General features: G+C 38.6%; 20 protein-coding genes. 9 read left to right on the top strand and 11 right to left on the bottom strand.

Features of this window, described 5'->3' with window-relative positions; all coding sequences use genetic code 11:
- Window positions 1–96 precede the first annotated feature (96 nt).
- Together WAA20_RS01365 and WAA20_RS01360 are read left to right on the top strand one after the other, a co-directional pair.
- Window positions 97–258 carry a hypothetical protein gene (locus tag WAA20_RS01365; protein WP_167562770.1) on the top strand — a complete coding sequence of 54 codons (162 nt, stop codon included), beginning with the start codon at window positions 97–99 and terminating at the stop codon, window positions 256–258.
- Window positions 239–1,084 (top strand): metallophosphoesterase, encoded by an 846-nt coding sequence (locus tag WAA20_RS01360; RefSeq protein WP_073390533.1) that lies wholly within the window; start codon window positions 239–241, stop codon window positions 1,082–1,084. The genes WAA20_RS01365 and WAA20_RS01360 overlap by 20 nt, the downstream gene beginning before the upstream one ends.
- Before the next feature lie 374 nt (window positions 1,085–1,458).
- On the opposite strand, the gene WAA20_RS01355 is transcribed toward WAA20_RS01360, so the two are convergent.
- Window positions 1,459–2,280, bottom strand: a complete 822-nt coding sequence (locus WAA20_RS01355) for a helix-turn-helix domain-containing protein (protein ID WP_081373995.1) — start codon at window positions 2,278–2,280, stop codon at window positions 1,459–1,461.
- Between the two features lie 272 nt (window positions 2,281–2,552).
- Here WAA20_RS01355 and WAA20_RS01350 point away from each other — a divergent pair, with 272 nt between their 5' ends.
- Window positions 2,553–3,941, top strand: a complete 1,389-nt coding sequence (locus WAA20_RS01350; protein WP_073390536.1) for an ATP-binding protein — start codon at window positions 2,553–2,555, stop codon at window positions 3,939–3,941.
- A 37-nt stretch (window positions 3,942–3,978) separates the two neighbouring features.
- Window positions 3,979–4,806 (top strand): exodeoxyribonuclease III, encoded by an 828-nt coding sequence (locus tag WAA20_RS01345; protein WP_073390538.1) that lies wholly within the window; start codon window positions 3,979–3,981, stop codon window positions 4,804–4,806.
- 54 nt (window positions 4,807–4,860) lie between these two features.
- Here WAA20_RS01345 and WAA20_RS01340 read toward each other — a convergent pair whose 3' ends face one another.
- Window positions 4,861–5,496 (bottom strand): metallophosphoesterase, encoded by a 636-nt coding sequence (locus tag WAA20_RS01340; RefSeq protein WP_073390539.1) that lies wholly within the window; start codon window positions 5,494–5,496, stop codon window positions 4,861–4,863.
- Between the two features lie 658 nt (window positions 5,497–6,154).
- Between WAA20_RS01340 and WAA20_RS01335 the strand changes: the two genes are divergently transcribed.
- The 3 genes from WAA20_RS01335 to WAA20_RS01325 all read left to right on the top strand — a co-directional run bounded on the left by WAA20_RS01335 (window position 6,155) and on the right by WAA20_RS01325 (window position 8,937).
- A complete protein-coding gene (locus WAA20_RS01335) occupies window positions 6,155–7,042 on the top strand; it encodes a DUF975 family protein (protein ID WP_073390356.1) in 888 nt (295 codons plus the stop codon).
- Window positions 7,043–7,070: 28 nt separating this feature from the next.
- Window positions 7,071–7,760, top strand: coding sequence for a response regulator transcription factor (locus WAA20_RS01330; RefSeq protein ID WP_027218315.1), 690 nt, complete (start codon window positions 7,071–7,073; stop codon window positions 7,758–7,760).
- 115 nt (window positions 7,761–7,875) lie between these two features.
- A complete protein-coding gene (locus tag WAA20_RS01325; RefSeq protein ID WP_073390355.1) occupies window positions 7,876–8,937 on the top strand; it encodes a HAMP domain-containing sensor histidine kinase in 1,062 nt (353 codons plus the stop codon).
- Window positions 8,938–9,179: 242 nt separating this feature from the next.
- On the opposite strand, the gene WAA20_RS01320 is transcribed toward WAA20_RS01325, so the two are convergent.
- The 5 genes from WAA20_RS01320 to WAA20_RS01300 form a co-directional block, all read right to left on the bottom strand.
- Complete coding sequence (locus WAA20_RS01320) at window positions 9,180–9,929, bottom strand: amino acid ABC transporter ATP-binding protein (protein ID WP_073390353.1); 750 nt, start codon at window positions 9,927–9,929, stop codon at window positions 9,180–9,182.
- A 150-nt stretch (window positions 9,930–10,079) separates the two neighbouring features.
- Window positions 10,080–11,579, bottom strand: coding sequence for an ABC transporter substrate-binding protein/permease (locus WAA20_RS01315; protein WP_073390351.1), 1,500 nt, complete (start codon window positions 11,577–11,579; stop codon window positions 10,080–10,082).
- 263 nt (window positions 11,580–11,842) lie between these two features.
- Window positions 11,843–12,925 (bottom strand): tRNA 2-thiouridine(34) synthase MnmA, encoded by a 1,083-nt coding sequence (gene mnmA, locus WAA20_RS01310; RefSeq protein ID WP_073390350.1) that lies wholly within the window; start codon window positions 12,923–12,925, stop codon window positions 11,843–11,845.
- Window positions 12,926–12,992: 67 nt separating this feature from the next.
- Window positions 12,993–14,123 (bottom strand): cysteine desulfurase family protein, encoded by a 1,131-nt coding sequence (locus tag WAA20_RS01305; protein WP_073390348.1) that lies wholly within the window; start codon window positions 14,121–14,123, stop codon window positions 12,993–12,995.
- A gap of 259 nt (window positions 14,124–14,382) precedes the next feature.
- Window positions 14,383–15,705: an O-acetylhomoserine aminocarboxypropyltransferase/cysteine synthase family protein gene (locus tag WAA20_RS01300; RefSeq protein ID WP_073390347.1), complete on the bottom strand. Its 1,323-nt coding sequence runs from the start codon at window positions 15,703–15,705 to the stop codon at window positions 14,383–14,385.
- Between the two features lie 372 nt (window positions 15,706–16,077).
- Between WAA20_RS01300 and WAA20_RS01295 the strand changes: the two genes are divergently transcribed.
- Window positions 16,078–16,980, top strand: a complete 903-nt coding sequence (locus tag WAA20_RS01295; RefSeq protein WP_073390345.1) for a LysR family transcriptional regulator — start codon at window positions 16,078–16,080, stop codon at window positions 16,978–16,980.
- Between the two features lie 107 nt (window positions 16,981–17,087).
- Here the strand turns inward: WAA20_RS01295 and WAA20_RS01290 are convergent, their stop codons facing one another.
- Window positions 17,088–17,459, bottom strand: a complete 372-nt coding sequence (locus WAA20_RS01290; RefSeq protein WP_073390344.1) for a hypothetical protein — start codon at window positions 17,457–17,459, stop codon at window positions 17,088–17,090.
- 250 nt (window positions 17,460–17,709) lie between these two features.
- Here WAA20_RS01290 and WAA20_RS01285 point away from each other — a divergent pair, with 250 nt between their 5' ends.
- Entirely contained in the window at window positions 17,710–19,473 is a 1,764-nt protein-coding gene (locus tag WAA20_RS01285) for a hypothetical protein (protein ID WP_073390342.1), read from the top strand.
- A 280-nt stretch (window positions 19,474–19,753) separates the two neighbouring features.
- On the opposite strand, the gene WAA20_RS01280 is transcribed toward WAA20_RS01285, so the two are convergent.
- The 3 genes from WAA20_RS01280 to WAA20_RS01270 form a co-directional block, all read right to left on the bottom strand.
- Entirely contained in the window at window positions 19,754–20,962 is a 1,209-nt protein-coding gene (locus WAA20_RS01280) for a leucine-rich repeat domain-containing protein (protein ID WP_073390340.1), read from the bottom strand.
- A gap of 473 nt (window positions 20,963–21,435) precedes the next feature.
- Window positions 21,436–22,416 (bottom strand): leucine-rich repeat domain-containing protein, encoded by a 981-nt coding sequence (locus tag WAA20_RS01275; RefSeq protein ID WP_073390429.1) that lies wholly within the window; start codon window positions 22,414–22,416, stop codon window positions 21,436–21,438.
- Between the two features lie 384 nt (window positions 22,417–22,800).
- On the bottom strand, window positions 22,801–23,553 hold the full coding sequence (locus WAA20_RS01270; RefSeq protein ID WP_073390428.1) for a leucine-rich repeat domain-containing protein: 753 nt from the start codon (window positions 23,551–23,553) through the stop codon (window positions 22,801–22,803).
- Window positions 23,554–23,679: the final 126 nt, after the last annotated feature.

Below are 23,679 nucleotides of genomic sequence, written 5' to 3'. Positions count from 1 at the left end.
TGACAGATTATAATTTCAAGTGTTTTTGCGTGTTATCATATCAACATAGGCTTATAATGGTTACATAACCTTTTTTTACCAAAGGAGATAATACTCATGACCATTGATAAAACTGATGAATCAGGTCATCTAGAAGCACTTCATTCCGTTATTGCCAATCTTGAAAGCGCTGAAAATCGCTCTAATAAAGATAGATGGGTTGAAGATACTGAAATACAGAAACTGATGGGACTACAAAATGAAGAAGAAAACCGATAATCATCCAAAAAGAATATTTAAAAAGTTACTATTATGTATACTTGCAGTTATACTCCTTGTAACCATATGGTTCGAGATTCCTGTCACGGAATACATAAGTCTTGATGGCAATGGAAAGATAGATGCGCCTGTCAGATTTGCGCTAGTTACCGATCTTCACTCTTGCTACTATGGCAAGAATCAAAGTCAGCTTGTAGAAATGATTGATAAAGGGCATCCTGATGCAGTTCTTTTATCAGGAGATATTTTTGATGACAAGTTTTCTGATGATAATTCCAAAATATTTGTAGAAGCCATAGTCTCAAAATATCCCTGTTTTTATGTGACCGGAAATCATGAGTTCTGGAGTGAAAGAGAAACAGAAACAAAGAAATATCTGACATCTATAGGAGTTGTGGTTCTTGAGGGAACTTCCTGCACAATAAACATCAAAGGAAATGATATCGATATATGCGGGGTTGATGATCCAACTTATATGACACCAGATGAGTGGATGGCCCAGTTAGACAATGCCAATACAATGTCTAATCCAGAGCACTATAGGATTCTACTGTCTCATAGGCCTGAGAAAATTAATGAATACACGAATTATAACTTTGATCTTGTAGTTTGTGGTCATGCTCACGGAGGACAGTGGATAAATCCGTTTACGGGAAGAGGCACAATAGCACCAGATCAAGGGCCCTCTCCAAAGTATGTTGATGGTCTGTATGAGATTTCTGATAGTACTAACATGATAGCAAGCAGAGGTCTTGTAAGAGAAAGGATGCCATATCCAAGATTCTTCAATCATCCAGAGATAGTTATTATTGAGATTGGGGCATAGATACACTCTTCAAGAGAATATCCGTCATGTTCGTTGTTGATTCTCAGCCTGTAAGGGTTCTAAAAAGTGCTTACAGGCTGGAAATCAACAATATTCATTAGCTCAAAAATAACTTTCCCCCATAAAAATGTAATGTTATCCCGATTTTCCCAATGATATGTTGTTTTCTTTACTTATGATTTTACATATTATTGCATTTATGCTTAATACTCCGCCCATCTGCTTCTATAATCTCCCCTCAGCTTATGCTATTATTAAGATTGAAAATGAAAGCTTTATGGTACCTGGTAACCCATTTCTTGCCCCATATCAGTCTCCAAAACAATCCAAACGACATCTCATAAAATAGAATCTCATTAGAAAAGCAATTTAATTCATCGATTAAACTCTGTAAGTGCTTGAGCGACAATACCCTTAACTTCGATATATTCCGATTTTAAGATAGGCGGAAACTGTGTATTATTGGCAACATAAACTATCTGTCCATTTATATTATCAACACGTCGTAAATATAGTTTTTTCTCTTTTTTGTCATGCAAAACTACAACATCACCAATCGAAGGCAAAATTGATATTCTTCGAGTAATAAGATCTCTTTTTAGTACTATCTGATCCCCAATATGTATTGTTGGTTCCATCTCAGTTGTTCCCACTTTGTAATCAGCATTAAATTCTATAGAGAGTCCCCACTGATTATTTAGCCTTTTTTCTGATCCTATAAGCTCAATATTATTGTATCCTCCAAACTGGATAGTATTACAATCTACTAACTTTTCTACAGAACAATTAAGATATTTTGCTATGAGCATTAAATCGTACAATTCTACATAATCACATTTTCCAGTATAGTATCTGCGCAACACCTTTTCATCAATACCAGGAATATCCTCGCAATATGTTTGCCTTTCTAAAAGTATAGCTCTGAAATTTTTCCAAAAAAAATCTCCCCAATATTCTTCAACTGTAAAGATACGCTCTAATTCATCAAAATCATCTCCAAAGAATTCAACTACTTTCTGTATGCTTTTCTTTTGAGGATTACGACTATATGGCTTTATCCATCTATTTACCATTGCCTTAGTAACGTCAATTTCATTGGCTAGCTGTGCTTGAGACATTTTTGTCTCATGCAACTTCTTTCGTAAATAATAATTGAATGACATAGCGCCTCCTTGATAATTAATTACTTTAATCATATTTATCAAACCATATTTGTAATATTATATTATCTTATTACTATCTTTTATAGTCTTTTGTAGATAATTATTATCATTTGTATTTTATGTTTTATAAGGCTGAATTGGAATCCGAGATTCCTGTTTGCAAAAGTTAATTCTTGAACGCTGCAATACTTGCATGAACAATTCCTGGTAACTCCTTAGCAAAAGACGTATCGGCTCAACGATCAAATTTACAATTATTATATTTTGAATTATAATAATCTCAAATATAACTATTGGAGGTTGCCATGTCTAAGTTTATAGATCGTATAGATGAACTTGAAACGCTCGAAAGAGAATATGATAGAGATGATGCAGCTTTTGTAGTTATCTATGGACGCCGAAGAGTTGGAAAGACAACTCTTATTAACCATTTTTGTGAAGGCAAAAAATCTATCTATTTTCTTGCTACTGAAGAAAATGAATCTGAGAACAGAAACAGCTTTAAGAATCTTGTGTCTGATAATTTTGGTAATGAGCTTCTTGCAAGCGCAAGTCTTACTAATTGGGAACCTATCTTCAAAGTCATCGCTGAAGAATCCAAGCAAGAACGTCTTATTCTTGTCATAGATGAGTTCCAATATCTATGTAAAGCTAACCCCGCATTTTCTTCTATCATGCAGAAAATCTGGGATGAGACATTGCAAAAGGAAAATGTAATGCTCATCCTATGTGGATCTCTTATAAATATGATGACTTCACAGGTACTGAATTATGATTCTCCTTTATATGGCAGGCGAACTGCACAGATCAAACTTAAACAAATAGATTTTTCCTATTATCATGAGTTTGATGAAAAGCTTTCCCTGGATGATCAGATCCTCCAGTACGCTGTCACAGGTGGAGTTCCAAAGTACATTAATCTTTTCACCAAAAAGAAAAATATCTACACTGCTATAAAAGATAATATCCTTTCAACCGGATCATTCCTTTATGCAGAGCCTGAGTTCCTTCTTCAAAAAGAAGTATCAGAGATAGGAAGTTACTTTTCTGTACTAAAAACAATAGCAGCAGGCAACCATAAATTATCAAAGATTGCAACATCCCTTGGCGTACCGCAGTCAAATCTGACCACTTATCTTAAGAATCTTATAGACCTGGATATAGTTGAAAGAGAAATACCTATAACCGAGGAAAATCCTGAAAAAAGCAAAATGGGATTATACATGATCAAGGATAACTTTATTTCCTTCTGGTTTAAATTCGTATATCCTAACAAAAGCCTTATCGAATCGGGGCAGATGAAGTACGTTGAGGATAAGATTCGTATGAATTTTATTGATAACCATGTCTCCTATGTATTTGAAGACATCTGCCGTACAAAGGTATGGGACCTCCTATCAGAAGGAATCTCTTTCAATCGTGTCGGCAGGTGGTGGGGTGCTAAAGATGTCGAAATTGATATTGTCGCATACGATTCAGTCGGAACTGATATGATCTTTGGAGAATGCAAATACTCGAAGAATAAAAAAGGACTAAGTGTTCTTGAATCGCTCCAAAGCAAAGCAAAATCAGTTAATTGGAAAAAGAACAGCCGCAACGAATACTTCATAATCTATTCCAAAAACGGCTTTACCGATGACCTCATCAAATATTCAAAAGAACACAAAAATGTATTTCTAAAAGATACAAAATGATATTATTAGTGTATAAACACATAAAAAGGAGCTACCTATGAAATTCATCTCATGGAATATAGATTCAATTAATGCAGCACTTACAGGCACAAGCCCTCGTTCAGAGCTTAGCCGCAAGGTGCTCGATACTATTGCTGCGCAGGATGCTGACATCATCGCAATTCAGGAGACCAAGCTTCCTGCAACGGGAATGAATGCAAAGCAGGAAGAAGCACTTAAGTCTTATTTTCCCGAATATGATTTTGTATATGTAAGTTCACATGAGCCTGCGAGGAAGGGCTATGCAGGAACTATGGCTCTTTATAAAAAGGGTATGAAATTAGAAGCGGATTTCCCGACAATAGGGGCTCCTGATACTATGGACTGTGAAGGAAGGATGATCACTCTTGAACATGAGAAGTTCTTCTTCAACCTTGTATACACACCTAATGCAGGTGATGGTTTAAAGCGCCTTAATGATCGTCAGGAATGGGATAAAAAGTATACTGATTATATGAAAAAGCTTGATTCACAAAAGCCTGTTATCTCATGCGGTGATTACAACGTAGCTCATGAAGAGATTGATCTTGCTAATCCCGATAGCAATCACATGTCAGCTGGCTTCACAGATGAGGAACGCGAAGGTTTTACTAATCTTCTTAACGCAGGATTTGTAGATACATTCAGACACGTGAACGGAAATATACCAAATGTATATTCCTGGTGGGCACAGCGTATTAAGACTAGTAAGATCAACAACTCCGGATGGAGAATTGATTACTTCCTTGTTAGTGACAGAATAAAAGATAAGGTTACAAAATCCGAGATGCTGGATTCAGGCGAGCGTCAGGACCACGCACCGATAATCCTTGAACTTGATATCTAAAACAAAAACACTGTTTGAAACACGAACTATCACGTTTCTAAACAGTGTTTTTTCTTAAAGATCAACCTCGCTCAATCTTTTTTCATTGATCTTAATCCACTCATCCAAAGGAAGCGGCTTATAATCTGAATACATACAAAAGCAGTTTATGATCTCGCAAGGGATAGGAATCGTCATCTCATCACCGCCTTTGGGTCTTACAATGCGGGTCCTTCTCCTATTTTCAAGTACATATCTGTCTACAAAATCCTGATCAGATGTTGCATGAATATGACCGTGCAGCATATAAGAATGCGCCTTGCCGTTCACCAAGTCATACTGCCTGTTGTAACACATAATAGGATAATGAGAGCATATGACTCTGCGGTTATTGTCATGTAGCTCCATATAATCAGACATCTTCTGGAAAAGAGTTCTGTCGAAAGCGGTCTTTCTCAGCACATGATCATGATTACCAAGGACCATGAATTTCTTACCATGGAGCCTTAATATAATCTCCTTGGCACGCTTAACATCCTTGGACATAATGAAATCTCCAAGAATCACAACTTCATCCCTCTTCTGGACCACGCTGTTCCACTGGCTGATCATGTACTCGTTCATCTCATCCACTGTTTCAAAGCCGCGCTTATCCATGAGTTTATTAACTATATCATCATCAAAATGCATATCTGCTATATATCGTCTCAAGCCTGTGTTTCTCCTTATAATATCAACCTTATCACTACTATTTTAGCATATATATCTTCATCAAAGATTCCATGATACAGTAAGGTATAAATATGTATGACTTCTTGAATGTAAATTACAGAAACGCGCATTTACTGCGGATTTCGTAAGAAAGTGAATCGGTAGGTAAATAGGCTAGGCACCGAAGGTGTTCTCAATTGGCCTATTTACATGACTTTTGGAACGAAGTGACAAAAAGTCATATAATATACATAACGCTATCACATCATACTTCCCATTTATTTTAAGGGCCAATAACGTAGATTTGGCAGATACCACTGATATAATCCTCGATCGTTATCCGTACGAGGAGTGTCCAGGGGCATCGTATGTTCAATCGTACAATAACTTCACGTTTTCACCACTCAAAGCGCGAACAGCCAAAGCCCCTACGACGAGTGGCAAGGTAGATCGAGGATTATATCAGTGGTATCTGCCAAGGCACAATCCCCCAAATGGGACCTATGCTAAGTCTAAGTTATGCGAGTGTTAAGGTTATGTTAAGGTTCTTTAGGTTTACCGGAAAGGTTCGAATGATATCCTTTGTTCATAAGATAACAACACCGATTGAACAAAACGCAAATTCATTCGGCACTCACATAAACGGAGGATAAAAATCATGTGGACAAGAAAAGAACTTAAAGAAAAGGCAAAGAAATCGTTATCTGTAAACTACTGGAAGACCGTGCTTGTAAGTCTGATACTTGCATTCATACTCGGTTCAACAGGAAGCTCTATTGCAGGAAAGAGTCTTACAGAAAAGAAAGGCACTGATAATACTGTTAATACAGAATATCAGACAGAAAACGTTACAGATAATAATTCAATGAATTTCCCCTTTAGAACTACAGAAGATGGTAAATTAGAATTTTCTGATGGAAATTCCAGCTATGAACTTAGCAATTCACCTGAAAGCATTCCTGGTAGAATCGAACATGTTTCTAACATGATCGATAGTGGTAAATTCGGCGCAGGAATGATAATTGTACTAATCCTCGTACTTGTAACAGTAGTACTTATTTTAATTGGTACAGCTATCGCCATTGATATCCTTATACTCAGCCCTATGGAAGTTGGCTGCAAGAGATTCTTCACAAGAAACCTCAACCAGAAAGCTAATGTAAGTGAAGTTGCATATGCATTTGATAACAATTACAAGACTGTTGTAAAGACTGTTTTCTTCAGAGATCTGTACACAGCTCTTTGGAGTTTGCTCCTCATCATTCCTGGTATTGTAAAAATGTATGAATATCGTATGATCCCTTACATCCTTGCTGATCACCCAGAGCTTACAAGCAAAGAAGTATTCGCTAAGAGTAAAGAAATGATGAAAGGCCAGAAGTGGCACGCATTCGTACTTGACCTCTCTTTCATTGGATGGGGAATCCTTTCATTATTCACACTTGGACTCCTTGGCACATTCTATGTAACACCTTATAGAAACATGACCAACGCAGCTCTTTATGAGAAGCTCGAGTATGGAAGACTTGCTATCGAAGAAAAATAAAAACATTCACTGAAAAAGGAGCCAGCTTATGGACAAGATCCTCATAGCAGATGATGAAGCTGAAATCAGAAGTTTACTAAAACTATATCTCGAAAATGAAGGTTATGCAGTTGCAGAAGCTGGCGATGGCAAAGAAGCTCTTAAAGTTCTTGCAGGCGGAGACGTAAGTCTCTGCCTGCTTGATGTCATGATGCCGGAAATGGACGGTTTTCATGTGCTAAAAGAGCTCAGGAAAAACAATAACATTCCCGTCATCATCATATCCGCCAAGGATACCGATCCTGACAAGATCATAGGTCTCGACCTTGGAGCAGATGACTATATGGTAAAGCCCTTCAACCCTCTTGAAGCTGTTGCAAGAGTCCGTTCCAACCTCCGCCGTTACCACTCTTTAAAAGGAGATATGGAAGTAAAGAAAGAAGGACTTCTTTCTCTCAGAGATCTTAGACTCGACAGAGATGCCTGCATTCTCTATCGCGGTGAAAATAAGATAGAGCTTACCTCAACAGAACTTAAGATGATGGAACTCTTCATGGAAAATCCAGGTAAAGTTTTTACTAAAGAAAAGATCTATGAATATGCCTGGGGAGATAATTACGTAGTCGCTGATAACAATATCATGGTAGCTATAAGCAAGCTAAGGTCCAAGCTTGACGATGACCCATCAGCCTATATCAAAACTGTACGAGGACTTGGTTATCGTATTGAAAAAGAATAAAACGATATTTTTAACCATTGCAGCTTTAATTCAAAAGCCCTCACCTACTACGGATTTCATATACAAATCCACGACTTTGAGAATAAAGAGACATTAGTTCAAATATGAGGTTATCATGGACAAACTCAAAAGCTTTTTAATAAAACGACTGATCCTGATTCTTATAATAGTTGTCACGATAGAATTAATTCTAAACGCAATAGTTAACTTTGCATTTTTTCCTTTAATACAGATGCTTATGGGAGTCTCCGGATCATCCGCCTTATCAATCACTAACATTCCATATTTAATCTGGGGAATTTTAACCGGCAACAACGCATTTATATTCGGTTCATTTAGAACATCCGCAGCCGTATTCCTCATTCTTTTATCAATTTTCCTTCTGGCTCTGCCTGTCATAATAGGCATACTTACATATGCAACAATAGTCACCAAACAGGTAGAAATCTTGGAAAAAGAACGTGATCAGGAACGAAAAGATTTTGAAGCCCAACGTAACCTTATGCTCTCAGATTTCGCCCACGACCTGCGTACTCCAATAATGACAATAGGCGGCTATGCTACAGCCATAAATGATGGCATGGTCAAAGATGATGCTCAGAAAAAAGAGTATCTTACCGCAATAGCTTCAAAGTCAAAGAGAATGACCGAACTCATAACTTTACTATTTGAATACGTCAGAGTCGGAAGTGCCGGATTCACCTTAGACAGAAAAAAAATAGATCTCCATGCTTTCCTTACCGAAATAATCGCAAACAGCTATACAGACCTAGAAGACGCCGGAATGGAAGTAGATATAAATATCCCTGAAGATACCTTCTATATAAGTGCCGACGAACTCCACCTAAAAAGAGTTATAGAAAACCTGATAATCAACATCATCCGTCATAACCCTTCCGGAATAAAAGTAGGTTTTGAAATCACAAAACTTGCCGGTGTCGAATTCCTCGCCGTAGCTGACAGCGGCGATGCAATAACAAAATCCGAAGAAGAACTTTTCGAACCCTTCGTCAAAGGCGAAGACTCCCGCTCCAAGAACAGAGGAAGCGGCCTCGGCCTATCCGTCGCCAAGCAGGTAATGGACATGCATGGATTCGAAATCCACCTCAAACAGCCCTACAAAAACTATACTAAAGCATTTCTACTTAAGTTTACCGAAAGCACGAATACTTATTGAAATATACTATCCAAAAAATAGCTCTCTAATTGTCTGAAAAATAGACGTAGACAAGGCAGATGCCCCTGATATAATCCTCGAGCGTAATCCGTACGAGGAGTGTTCAGGGGCATCGTATGTTAAATCGTACAATATTTTAATTTTAAAGACATCGTAAGGCGCGTACAGCCACAGCCCCTACGACGAGTGGCAAGGTAGCTTGAGGATTATATCAGGGGCATCTGCCGCCTCACGCTACACCCTCACAGTACTTTCGACAAAAATTCCTTAAGTCTGTCGCTCTTTGGATTTTCGAAGATCTCTTCGGGAGTTCCCTCTTCCTTGATTCCCTTTTCATCGAAGAATAGTACTCTGTCGGCAACCTCTCTTGCAAATCTCATCTCATGAGTTACAACTGCCATTGTCATACCATCATCTGCAAGTTCCTTCATTAGTGACAGAACTTCCCCGACCATCTCAGGATCAAGAGCAGATGTGGGCTCATCAAAGAGCATTACTTCAGGATTCATAGCAAGAGATCTTGCTATTGCGATTCTCTGCTTCTGTCCACCGGAAAGACTGTCAGGGTATGCATCTTTTTTATCATAAAGTCCAACTCTTTTTAAGAGTTCACATGCCTTTTCTTCAGCCTCTTTCTTGGACATGATTCCAAGCTTTACAGGTGCAAGTGTAAGATTATTAAGGATGGTCAGATGTGGAAAAAGATTAAAATGCTGGAATACCATTCCCACTCTTCTTCTGATATCGTTGATATTTGCTTCCTTGGATGTGATATCTTCTCCATCCAGATATATATTACCGCCTGATACCTTTTCAAGCTGGTTAAGAGTTCTGATAAAAGTTGACTTACCACAACCTGAAGGTCCGATGATAGCTACAACTTCGCCCTTTTTGATCTGAAGATTTACATTTTCAAGTACGCTGTTATCATCAAAGGACTTAGAAAGATTTTTGACCTCTATTAAGATCTGATCATTTACATTTCCGCTCAAGATTTCTACCTCTGTTTCTCATGTAAATAGTCGTATGACTATTACTTTTGATAATCATTTTTCATTATTACTTTTAACCATTTTATCTTTGATTATTATTCTTTATCTTTGATTAAAAGAATTGATATTATAATGTATCTTCTTTTAATCTCATCTCTCTGACTTGCGAAGGCTCTTTTCCCACTTACCTACAAGTACGGTCAGTATCTCAACGATGATGAGATAGATGATCGCTACTGCAATAAGAGGAAGAAAGGCTTCATAAGTCTGGCTTCTGATGATATCTCCGCCTCTTGTAAGATCCATAAGGCCGATGTAACCGCAGATCGATGTCTCCTTGATAAGAGTGATGAACTCGTTTGCAAGTGCCGGAAGTACGTTCTTGATAGCCTGAGGAAGGATGATGTAGATCATAGTCTGGCGATAGCTAAGGCCGAGGCTTCGTCCTGCCTCAGTCTGGCCGTTATCAACCGACATGATTCCGCCTCTCATGATCTCGGCAACATATGCACCTGAGTTAATGGCAAAGGCGATAACTGCAACAAGTATCTTGGATACATTTACAGACTGGAATACTACGTAGTAAATGATAAGAAGCTGGATCATTGCAGGCGTTCCGCGGATGATAGTAAGGTAGGCTTTACAGATAGTGTTAAGTATCGGAAGCTTACCTGCTTTATCATGAGTAACCCTTACGACTCCAACAAGGAATCCGATAAATACACCAAGGATTACTGCGCAAAGTGCAATGATCAAAGTATTCTTAAGACCTGAAAGGATGTATATCCATCTGTCGTTCTCAACAAAGTTCTGTTTGATCTTCGCTATGAAGCTCGCTTCTACAGCAGATGAATTATTACCTTTTACGATCATTACCTGCTTACTGGTTACATAGGGTGATGAAAAATTGATAGACTTGGCACGTTCCTCGGTCATTGTCATTCCGGCGATGCCGACGTCTGCTTTGTGGGAGCTGACTGCATTGATGATAGCATCAAACTCCATGTCTTCAATCTCTATATTCATGTGGAGCTTATCACCGATAGCACGGATTATATCGATATCAATTCCGACAATATCATTTCCTTCATAGAACTCATACGGCTTGAAAGCTGCATTGGTAGCTACTACAAGTGTGCCGTTCTCATAAGTAGTTCCCTCAGGAATTACATATGGACTTTTACCCTTAGTCGCATCACCTATGTAGTTTGCAATTATGCTATCTACTGTGCCATCTGCCTGAAGCTCGGCAAGCGCTCCGTTAATATCTTCAAGAAGAGCATCATTATCCTTGGCAACAACCATTGCATAATCTTCCAATGCAAACGGCTCATCAAGTATAACAAGACTAGCTTCATTCTCTATTGAAGCAATGGCCGGCTGCTCATCTGCAATTACGCAGTCAATTTTGCCCTGCTTAAGAGCCTGGACAGCATCTGTAACTTTATTAAATCTCTCAACGGTTGAACCATACTCCGGAGCTTCATAATCACTTGCATAGATATCGCCTGTTGTACCAAGCTGAACACCTATGGATGCTCCCGGAAGATCGTCGATTGATTCAACTACTTTGCTGTTGTTATCTGAGCTGCAGCCTGCTGCACTCAGCATCATGATAATAGCTAATACGGAAAATAATTTTTTCTTCATGTATATTTATTCCTATTTGATTTATTTTTATGCAAGAGAAACTATATCACAATTTTAACATCATGGAAAGTATAAATATGCAAAAAATATTAATTTTTATCAAATTCTTTTTCTATATCGGAATCGCTAATACAACTGTAAAGATACATGATCATCAAATCTTTTTTTCCAGATTATTATGCACAGCAAAAAAGCTTCCGGTAACTTAAATACCGAAAGCTTATCTTGTACTTACAACATTTATAATATTGCAACATCAAAACTTATCTGTTATCTCTGATGATCATTCCGCCGCCCGCTATAAACTCACTATCATAGACAACTGCTGCCTGACCGGGTGTTGCAGCTCTTACCTTTTCTTCAAATTCAATACGGATTGTATTGTCATCTACATACTTAACATGGCAGGGAACGCTTGTCTGTGAATATCTGACCTTTGCAGTGTAAGTCTTATTCTCATCAAAATGCTCTTCACCCATGTGATTTATATCTGTTGCATATACAACGTCGCTAAAGAGATCATCGTTTGAACCAAGTATTACTTCGCCTGACTCTACATTTATATCTGTAACATACACAGGACGGCCAAGTGCTACGCCAAGGCCCTTACGCTGACCTATTGTATACTGAACTGTTCCTGTATGCTTTCCTACAACCTGTCCATCTGTAGTTTTGAATACACCGCTCTTACCAAGGCTTCCTGTCTCATCCTTAATAAAGCGTGCATAATCGCCGTCTTCTACAAAGCAGATATCCTGACTGTCCTTCTTGTGTGCAACAGGAAGTCCGAGCTTTTCTGCAAACTTTCTTATCTGAGGCTTAGTGTATTCTCCAACAGGCATAAGTGTATGAGCAAGTTCTTCCTGAGTCAGGTTATAGAGAACGTAGGTCTGATCCTTTTCGGAGGTTACAGACCTTCTAACAGAATATCTTCCGTTAGGAAGCTGTTCTACTCTTGCATAATGACCTGTTGCAAGAAAGTTTGCACCAATTTCTCTTGAGCGTTCAAGGAAGGCTCCCCACTTAACATACCTGTTACATGCGATACATGGGTTTGGAGTAAGGCCCTTCAAATATGAGCCCGTGAAGCGGTCTATAACATCACGCCTGAACTCCTGCCTGAAATTCATTACATAATAAGGGATGTCCAGACACTCTGCTACTCTCCTTGCATCCTCTACAGCAGAGATTCCGCAGCAGCTTCCTTCTTTTTCTATCTTACATTCATCAGACTGCCATATCTGCATGGTAGCTCCGATGACTTCATATCCCTGTTCTTTTAAAAGCCAGGCGCAAACTGATGAATCAACGCCACCTGACATTCCTACTACAACTTTTTCTTTCATATCTATCCTTGTCTAATTCAGATAATAACCTGCCCTAATAAAAAGATAAATTAAAGCCATCATCATATTATGAGGTAGGTGTCAAAAGTGCTTTGAGCACTTCTACCGTCTTTACTATATCATCTTTAGTATTCTCTCTGCCAATACTAAAACGAATTGTCCTTTTAGCTTCATCATCGCTCTTGCCAATAGAAGTCAGAACATGTGACGGTTCTAAGGCACCTGCACTACAGGCGCTTCCTGCTGATGCGCAGATTCCGTTCATATCAAGCCTTATAAGAATTGTTTCGGCGCTGACTGAAGGAAAAGTTACATTTAATGTTCCTGGAAGATGCTCTTTTTCGTTTTCATTGATAACAGCTCCGGGGATTTCTTTTAATATAGAACTTTTAAGTTCTTCTCTTAGAGCATTCTGGTTTTCATGATCGCTTTCCACTGCGCTTTCAGCTATTTCCACGGCCTTGGCAAAGCCGATAATATCAGCAACATTCTCAGTTCCGGGGCGAAGTCCAAGCTCCTGACTTCCGCCAAATAACAGCTTTGCAAACTTTTTTCTGTCTCTTATATAAAGAAGGCCGATTCCTTTTGGTCCATACAGCTTGTGAGCGCTGGCGCTAAGAAGATCGATGTTGCAGTCAGATACGTCTATCTTGATATGGCCAAAAGTCTGCACTGCATCTGTATGGAAAAGAATACCATGTTCATGGGCAATCTTTCCAATCTCCTCAATGGGTTGGATGGTACCTATCTCATTATTGGCATGCATTATCGAAATAAGAACAGTATCCTCTCTAATAGCACTCTTCAGATCATCAAGATCGATGCGACCTGTACTGTCAACATCAAGATATGTCACATCATATCCCTGCTCTTCCATGAAGCGAACCGTATTGAGCACAGCCGGGTGTTCGATCTTAGTTGTTATTATGTGCTTTCCCTTATCTTCGCTTATTTTTGCGCCCATGCGGATAGCCCAGTTATCAGACTCTGTACCGCCGCTTGTAAAAACGATGCTGTCATATGGAGCATTAATAAACTGCGCAATAGACCTCCTGGCCTTCTCCACCTGCATTCTGGTCCTTACGGCAGGCTGATAGAAAGCTGACGGATTCATATAATTATCTCTTAAAAAAGGAATCATGGCTTCAACAACTTCAGGTTCCGGACGAGTTGTAGCCGCATGATCAAGATATATCATTGGTAACCTCAATTATATTTTCCTACTGATCCACTAGGTAATATATACTCAACCCAAAGACCTGTCAATAAATATTGCATCAAGAAAGCCGCCCTCCGTATGACTAATGTCACCGGACAAGCGGCCCTCAGGTATTTTTAGGTATAGGAGATTTTATTGGTAAAAGATTTTAAGAGGTATATAAAAAGTATTGGCAATTATACTTTTTAGCTAATAAATAATGGCAATTTATTTGTTGTTACACATTTCTAAGCATGTATCAAACTGCTTCTTCCACAAGTTCTGGACTAACCTGCTCTACAGCCTTGAAGCCCTGCTCAAGATCCCAGAGAATATCGTCGATGTGCTCTGTTCCGATTGAGAGACGAATTGTGTTCTGGTAGATTCCGGCTTCCTCAAGCTGCTCAGGAGTCATTTCTGCATGTGTTGTATCGTAAGGATGGATAACAAGGCTCTTAACATCTGCAACGTTTGCAAGAAGTGAGAAGATCTTAAGTCCATCGATGAATGCGTATGCTTCCTTCTGACCGCCCTTAATGTTGAATGTGAATATAGAAGCTCCACCATTAGGGAAATACTTGTTATAAAGCTCGTGATCAGGATGCTCTGGAAGAGAAGGATGATTTACTTTCTCTACAAGAGGGTGGTTCGCAAGGAACTCTACAACCTTCTTGGTATTCTCAGCATGTCTTTCAAGACGAAGAGAAAGTGTCTCAAGTCCCTGAAGGAGGATCCATGCACTGATAGGTGCAAGTGTAGCTCCTGTATCACGAAGAAGGATAGCTCTAATATATGTTACAAATGCTGCAGGGCCTGCTGCATCTACGAAGGATACTCCGTGATAGCTTGCGTTAGGCTCTGTGAACTGAGGGAACTTACCTGATGCCTTCCAGTCGAATTTACCACTGTCTACGATGATGCCACCAAGTGTTGTTCCGTGTCCACCTATGAACTTGGTCGCTGAATGTACAACCACATCAGCGCCATGTTCGATAGGTCTGATAAGGAAAGGTGTACCAAATGTATTATCGATCACAAGCGGTATGCCATGCTTATGAGCAAGCTCTGCGAGTGCATCGATATCCGGAATATCCGAATGAGGATTTCCAAGAGTTTCAATGAAGACTGCTTTAGTCTTATCGTTGATTGCTTTTTCAACTTCGTCAAGGTTATGTACATCTACAAATGTTGTGCTGATGCCATATCCGGGAAGTGTCTGATCAAGGAGGTTGTAGCTTCCTCCGTAGATTGTCTTCTGTGCTACTACATTGTCGCCTGCCTTAGCAAGTGCAAGTATTGCATATGTTACAGCTGCTGCTCCTGCTGCAACTCCAAGTGCTGCTACACCGCCTTCAAGAGCTGCTATTCTCTCTTCAAGTACGCCCTGTGTTGAGTTTGTAAGTCTTCCGTATATGTTACCTGCATCTCTTAAGTTGAATCTGTCTGCAGCATGCTGTGCACTGTGGAATACATATGATGTTGTCTGATAGATCGGTACTGCTCTTGAATCTGTAGTAGGATCCGCCTGTTCCTGACCTACATGTAACTGTAATGTTTCAAATCTGTAATTATGTTCGCTCATACTCTTTTCCTCCGCTGACCGTTTTATTCTTATCTTTGATTTTTCTTTGATGATTTGTTGTTGTGCCTTTGGCTATCTGTGTTCTGTTGTCCTATTCGAATGGATTTCTCTTGCTGTTGAAATTACAATACACCATACGCTAAAGCTTGTATAATTCATAAATCCAAGAACTCGTTATAGTCTTAAACTATAACCACAAAGATTTTGATAGGTGGTTGTGCTTTTAATATGCGTAAAGGTTTTATGGAGTTTGAGCTTAGTTATAGGAAATATGCGCTATTATGAAAAACTTATTCTATTGCACGCTAAACAATGCTATTATAGTGGAGATTACGATTGATACAGGTTTTATGCATTGAAGCGAGGTAAAAGATGACACTTCAGCAGATGAAATATGTTATCGAAATTGCAGAGCGTGGTTCTATTAATGAAGCATCTAAGGCTCTTTTTATATCGCAGCCCAGTCTTTCGGGTGCTGTAAGGGAGATTGAGAAGGAGCTTAATATCAGCATCTTCTCAAGAAGTAATAGAGGTATAACTCTTACAACGCAAGGGAGTGAATTTGTAGGTTATGCCCGTCAGATCTTAGAGCAGTACAAGCTCATGGAAGATCACTACCAGGGTAAGCCTGATAATGAGAAGAAATTCTATGTATCTACACAGCACTATACATTCGCTGTTGAAGCTTTTTCCAAGACAATATTAAAATCCGGTATGGACGAATACGACTACGCTATATACGAGACCAGGACAAGTGAGATCATTCAGGATGTCAAGAATATGAGAAGTGAGCTTGGCATTTTGTACCTTAATACTTTCAATGAGAAGGTTTTGAGCGATGATCTTAAGGAGAACAATCTGGTATTCACAGAGCTTTTTGCCTGCAATACCTACGCATACCTTAGCTCAGATCACCCTCTTGCCAAGGAAAAGAGCGTGTCTATAGTTGATCTTGAAGAGTACCCTTGCCTTTCTTTTCACCAGGGAGAAAAAAATTCTTTCTATTATGCGGAAGAGGTTCTGAGTACCTATCCTTATAAAAAGATAATCCATGTAAATGACAGAGCGACAGCCCTTAATATGATGACTCTGCTTAACGGATTCACTTTGTGCAGCGGTGTTATATGTAAGGAACTTAATGGTGACGGATATACATCTATTCCGCTTCAAAGCGAGGAGATCATGCACATCGGATATATAAAGCGTTCCGATACAAAGCTGTCTCCTATCGCCAAGCAGTTCATTAAAGAAATGAAAAAATATGAAAGTGTATAAACTTAGAAGATCATAATAATTCAAAAAAGCGGCATCATCTGGTAAGTATCCAGAATTCTGGACATATATCAGATGATGCCGCTTTTTATTTATCTTTATGTATAAATTCAGATCATAAACTCAGCATATGATCCGGGATATCCCTTCTTAAGAGCATTGTTGAACTGGCTCTTGATGCGGCCTAAAGTAAGCCAGCCTACAGCCAATAATGCCAGGAAAGGTATAACAAATATAAGAGAAGAGAACATAAGAAGACCACTTCTATATTCCTCAGCAGTATGCTGAATAGTTGAGATTATCATAAATACAGACATGATAAGCATAATAGAACATGCCATGAACAATCCTTTTTTCTTAGCAGCCACATATTCAGATATATTCTGGTTGATAGCACGAAGCTGGTTCTTGTCCAGCTGACCGTTTTCTATAGCTTTCTTTGTATTTGGATCAAGTGTCTTATAATCAATTCTTACGCGCATATGATACTCCTTTTGTAACCAACATTTTAACGCACAGTTGTATATATTATCACGATTACTTCTGCTTATCAAGAAAAATCTCTCCACCGTAAATTTTGATAAATACTGCGCAGATAATAAGTTGTATACGCATAATATACATGTGATAATTATCTCTAGGGTTACGATATAAGCTGATTCTATGAGGCGAAAGAAAATCTGAAGTTTCCGCGTCTCATAGCTCTAAATAGCTCAGAAACGGAGGAACAATATGGGGAATTATAGGAATTTTACGCTGACTACATACTTTGTAGCACAGGCTACTGCTACCATCACAGAAGAAGAGCTTGAAAAACAGCTTGACTTCATCTTAAAGCATATGCGTCTCGACAAGGTATATCTTGAGCCATGGCGCGGCCTTCTTGCATCTGCCGAGCAGGTTGAGATGTGCAAGAAAGTCTTCAACAGACATGGCATCAAAGTTGCAGGCGGTATCACTACTGTCATTCCAACTCCTGAAGGTGATAAGCCCAAGGCAAGACTCTTCGAGACCTTCTGTTACAATGATCCCAAAATGAGAGCAAAGCTTCGCGAAGTTACACACTTTATTGGAGAGCATTTTGATGAATTCATCATTGATGACTTCTTCTTTACAAACTGCATGTGCCCTGAATGCGTTAAGGAAAAGAATGCATTCAACAAGGCCCACGGCATAAAGAGCGGCTGGCAGGAGTATCGCCTTGATCTTCTTAAACGCATCAGTCAGGAAGATATGATAGCTCCGGCCAAAGAGGCTAATCCAAACATTAAGATTACTATCAAATACCCCAACTGGGCAGAAAGCTATCAGGAAACTGGCTACAATCCCAAAGAACAGAGAGAGCTTTTTGACAATATCTATACAGGAACAGAGACACGAGATCCTGTTTCAACCGATCAGCACCTTCCAAGATACCTTAGCTACAGCCTCATGACCTATTTTGAAAATATGTGGCCGGGCCACAACGGCGGCGGATGGTTTGACACCTTCGACATGCACATCACTGAGCATTACCTTGAGCAGGCTTACCTTACCGCATTCTCAAGACCTAAGGAGCTTATGCTGTTCTGCTTCCAGTCTATATATGACAACATGTTTACACCGTCTCTTGGCTTCCAGCTTGATAAGCTTGACGAAGTCATGGACAAGGCCGGTAAGCCTGTTGGAATCACGTGTTATCTTCCTGACAACTGCCAGGGCGAAGATAACATTCAGGACTTCCTTGGAATGGCTGGACTTCCTATCGTATGCAGTCCTTATTTTCCTGAAAATGAAGATCAGATCATGCTCACAAGATCATCAGCCTATGATCCTGATGTCATCGAAAAGCTTGAAAAGTACCTTAGCAAAAAAGGCGGCAACGTCCTTGTAACAACAGGCTTCTGGGAGGCTGTTGGAGAAAAAGGCTACGACCTTACATCCATAAGACTTCGCGGAAGAAAGATAAGTGCAAACAGATACAGAGTGGAAAGTGCCGCTACCAAGGGACACCCTACCTACTCATTCCCATACAGTGATAAGCCTGTCACTCTCCCTGTAGCTGAGTTTAGAAACAATTCAACATGGGCTGTTGTTAAGGCATCTAGCGATGAAGAAAGCTATGGCATACTCCTTCGTGATGATTACTGCGATGGCCATATCTGGACTATTGCAGCACCTGACGCATTCCCTGATTATTACAGAATGCCATCTCCTGTACTTAGCCGCATAAGGCAGGCGCTTCCAGTAAATGGCATATGGTTTGAAGGCCCTTCAAGGATCAGTCTCTTTGCATACGACAACGATTCCTTCATCGTATATCCTTATGTAATGGATAACGTACAGCGTGAAGATATCCTTGTTCATGTAAAAGGAGCTAAAGCTTTAGAGGAATTTCCTAAGCACTTCCCTATGGCGGATAGCCGCATTGAGCCTCTCTATACGGAAGGGGATGATGCTGTATTTAAACTTTCAGCAATGCCGGGAGTATTTAAGATTTATTCGATCGTAAGATAACAATATATAGAAAAAGCCACAGCTAAATTTAATATGAACTTTAGCTGTGGCTCATTTTAAAATAAAGCACTTCTTTCAGTCTTATGGCATTAGTGCGATTATCTCAAGAAATGCATATGTAAACATTGTTCAAGGGAGACTCCTGATAAGTTATCTCCGATGCAGCTGCCTCGGTCTTTTCTTTACATAGAATTTTTTGATCTGTCTGTTGCTTCCCCGGAAACAATATTATACAAAAGTATCCCATCAATTACTCCCATAGAAACAACATCAGGAACTGCTACTTGACAACTAAATCATCAAAATACTTAAATCCCAAGAACACGGATTTGCCATATACATTGTTTTCAGGAGCAGCTTCTTGCGTAGCATATTCATCCAGGGATGATCCTCTTCTGACAAGAGCTTTAGCACCATCCAGGTCTCCATTTTTTATAGATACACTTCCCAAGTCACTAAACTGCAACTCTATCTCTTCCTGATTCTCCCATATCCCAAATATCACTTCTACAGAATCCGGGATCACTACTTTGTCTATATCCAATCCATCAAATGCTGTTGGCCATATTATTTTAACTCCATCGGGAATTACAACCTCTTTTTCATTCCCGTTATATCTGGCAAGAGTATAATCGCCAAACATGGCAAACTCCTCCTGATACCAAGGTTCATCAGCAAAGTACTCTTCAGCATATCCCCAGTCGGATCCACACAAATTCTTACCACCTTTTATTGATTTTAATGAAGTACATCCCTTGAAGGCGTCCAAATATGCCATAGTTGTAACACAATCCGGGATGTACAAACTTTCCAAGGATGAGCAGTTTAAAAAAATTGAGCTTCTAATAACACTGCATGATTCCGATAATGTTACACTCCTTAGACCGGTACATCCTTCAAAAATACAAAACCCTGTATCTTCTAAGCCATTCGGAAGCACGACATTATCCAGTGACGTACAATTCATAAATGCATACTTATTTATGAACCATATTTGATCAGAAAACTTTACTGTTTTCAGACTGGTACAATCTCTGAATGCATAAGCACCAATATATGTAACATTATCAGGTATATTAATGCTGACAAGCTTATTACAATTATCGAACATCCCATCGCTTACTATGGTACAGTTTTCAGAAAGTCTGACAGATGTAAGATTGACATAATCCTTAAATAAATCTTTCTCCACATATGTAACTGTATCAGGAATATATACACTTTCTGCATCCGGATACCCGATATTTGAAATCTTTGTAACTTTCCAAAACCAAAAGAAAGATGGTATTTTAATGTCCTTATCTGACCCTTTATACTGAGTTACGGTCACACCATTGTCATTGAATTCGTATGTGAAATCTATTCCATTAAGCTCCTTAATATTGCGCCCAAAATAAATCACCCCCAATATAGTACATGCTAATGCTACAATTATGATCATTTTATATTTCATCTGCTCCACCTTTCTTTTTAAAAAGATGCTGTTCATGCTATCATTTATAGTATCTTCGTAAAACCTCTTTACCAATTCAGAAAAAAGAGTAAAAAACTCCCCACGATATTGTACATATATCTACAATTTGTCACTTTATAATCCGACGAAATGCATTTTCTATGCGACGAAATACATCTAATGATTTTTTTACATCAACAACAGATTCATGTCACTTTCAAATCATTTCTTTTCTGGCAACAAAAAAGAGCGATGCCATGTGACATCACTCTTTATAAATAATAGACGTTTTCATACGAGCATAAACTTTTTCCGCTTCATTTGCTTGCTCAGGGAATCTTCATTTACTGCAAATTCTTTTTTATACAAAGCTTCTATTCCTGATTCATCCCATTCCCTCTCCACCTCGACCATCTACTTTGAATAAAAAATATCGGGGCCAGGTACTGCAATATTAGCACTTTCCCAGCAATCCCTGACCCTGATTCACTGTATCGATATTGCCTATATTATGTCTCCGGCACTTCCCAACTATCTACTATTTCATAATTAATTCCATTATCAATAGCATATTGTTCTGCTGTGGAACCGGAGGTGGTGATTATAACCGCATTATCAACTCCAATAAAAATACAGTTACCTATAGTTGTAACACTATCCGGAATATATACACGTATATCGCTCTTTTGATCTCCAAAGCATAAATCTTTTATTTCTGTAACAGTATCCGGTATATATACTTCTGAAACCTGAATAGGATAATCATAACCTGGTTCTACATCAAATGCAGGATCCATAACCTTTACTTCGTCCGGCACTACAACTATTTCTGACATTCCTTTATATGCTTCGAGTTTATCTTTTATTATTACAAAATCCGATTTCTGATTTTTTTCCCATGGGGTGTAATTCAAAATCGACGTACCAATAATATCAGCTTTTTCCACCCCAGAAATATCAGTGATTCCACTATATTTAAACGCATAATCTCCAATAGATTCTATTCCGTCATTTAATGATATTTTCTCAAACGATTCACATCTATAAAATGCTCCTTTTCCTATTATCTTAATTGAATCGCCAAGTTCAACATTTTTTAACTTTGTATCATCATTAAATGCATATTCTCCTATAATCTCAATATTTCGAGCATATATGCTTTCTAAGTTTTTACATTCTGAAAATGCAGCATAATCTATTTTAGTCATCTTATCAGGTATAGTAATACTGATAACTGTCTGGGCGTTGCTAAAGCAATCCGGTCCAATATGTTTTACAGGTATACCTAATATTCTTTCAGGAATTATCAGCTCTGAGTCTTCGCCTACATATTCAACCAATGTAATGCTTCCTTCATTAAACGATATCTTGTAATCACTTACTGCCAGAGGCATTTTAATATCATAAAAAAAGGAAATACAATACATTGTTAAAAATAGCAAACCTGCCGTTAAGAAAGGCAATAACAATAATTTCTTTTTATTCTTCATCAATTAATCCTCTTGATCATCATAGTCGTTACCTGTTTTCATGATATCACTTGCCGGACTGTAATCTACCATCTGAGCATCACTATTTTGAGTATCAAATGGATAACGTGGATTTATTGCCTCATATATTCCTAAATATCCACCTCCACCATCTACTTTGAATAAAAAATATCGGGGCCAGGTACTGCAATATTATCACTTTCCCGGCAGTCCCTGACCCTGATTCACTGTAACGATATTGCCTATATTATGTCTCCGGTTCTTCCCAGCCATCTACACTTTAATTAAGACTAGTTTTTATTAATAATAGGTAATTATCTTTGTATTGTTCATATAAAATCATAAAAAACATAAGGTATGTAACATTGGCTCTCCCGCTTTATCTCAATCCTCATCTTTAGCTGTGTCTCCTCCGTTTTTCTCGAAATCAAGATAAAAATCGCGCGTAGAAGAATAAGATTTGCCTCTCCATGTTATTTTTACCACTATTCCCAACTCGTACCCGCCTTCTCCAAAAGCATAGCGAGACACGCGTTCTATATTATCAGGAAGAACAATTGTTTCAAGGTCATAACAGTCCGAAAAGGCACAATCTTTTATCCTTACTGTATTATCAGGAATAACAACATCTATCAAACCCGAGTATGCGAACACTCCAGATGTAATTACTTTAACATTATCAGGTATAGTAATATGCTTTAACTTAAAACAACTTCTAAAAGAATAAACTGATAAATTTGTCATACTGTCTGGCAACAATACCATCTCTAGGTTTATAAAACCTCCAAAAGAGGCTCGTGCCAGTTTTGTGATACCCTCATTAATGACCAGCCATTTGACTTTAATTCTCAGATCATCATACTGATTATCCTTTTCAAGCCTGTACGCATAGTCAAACTCCCCTTCTCCATTAACAACCATAACGCCTTTTCTATAATACCAGTTGATGTTTTCACCGAACTGACCGGTTCGTTCAGCGTTTTCGCTGTTAATGCTCTGTGCTACCTTAAGCAGATCATCCTCAGATTTGATATCATAATCAGAATATTTGAAATAGCATATAGCAATCCCTGTTATCACAATTGCTATCACTATTGCAATTAAGCATGTCACATAGCTTTTTTTTAAATTATTCATTACTATACTCTCCATCTTCACTCTGTACTGAATCATTAATGCTGAACATACCATTCAGTATAACAGTCAATAGCCTTAAGCTGTTCATCAGTAGCATCTGGGTTAAATAACTTTTGGGTAAATGAT

The sequence above is a fragment of the Butyrivibrio fibrisolvens genome (assembly GCF_037113525.1).
Lineage (GTDB): Bacteria > Bacillota > Clostridia > Lachnospirales > Lachnospiraceae > Butyrivibrio > Butyrivibrio fibrisolvens.
This window is presented reverse-complemented; position numbering and strand designations above follow the sequence as displayed.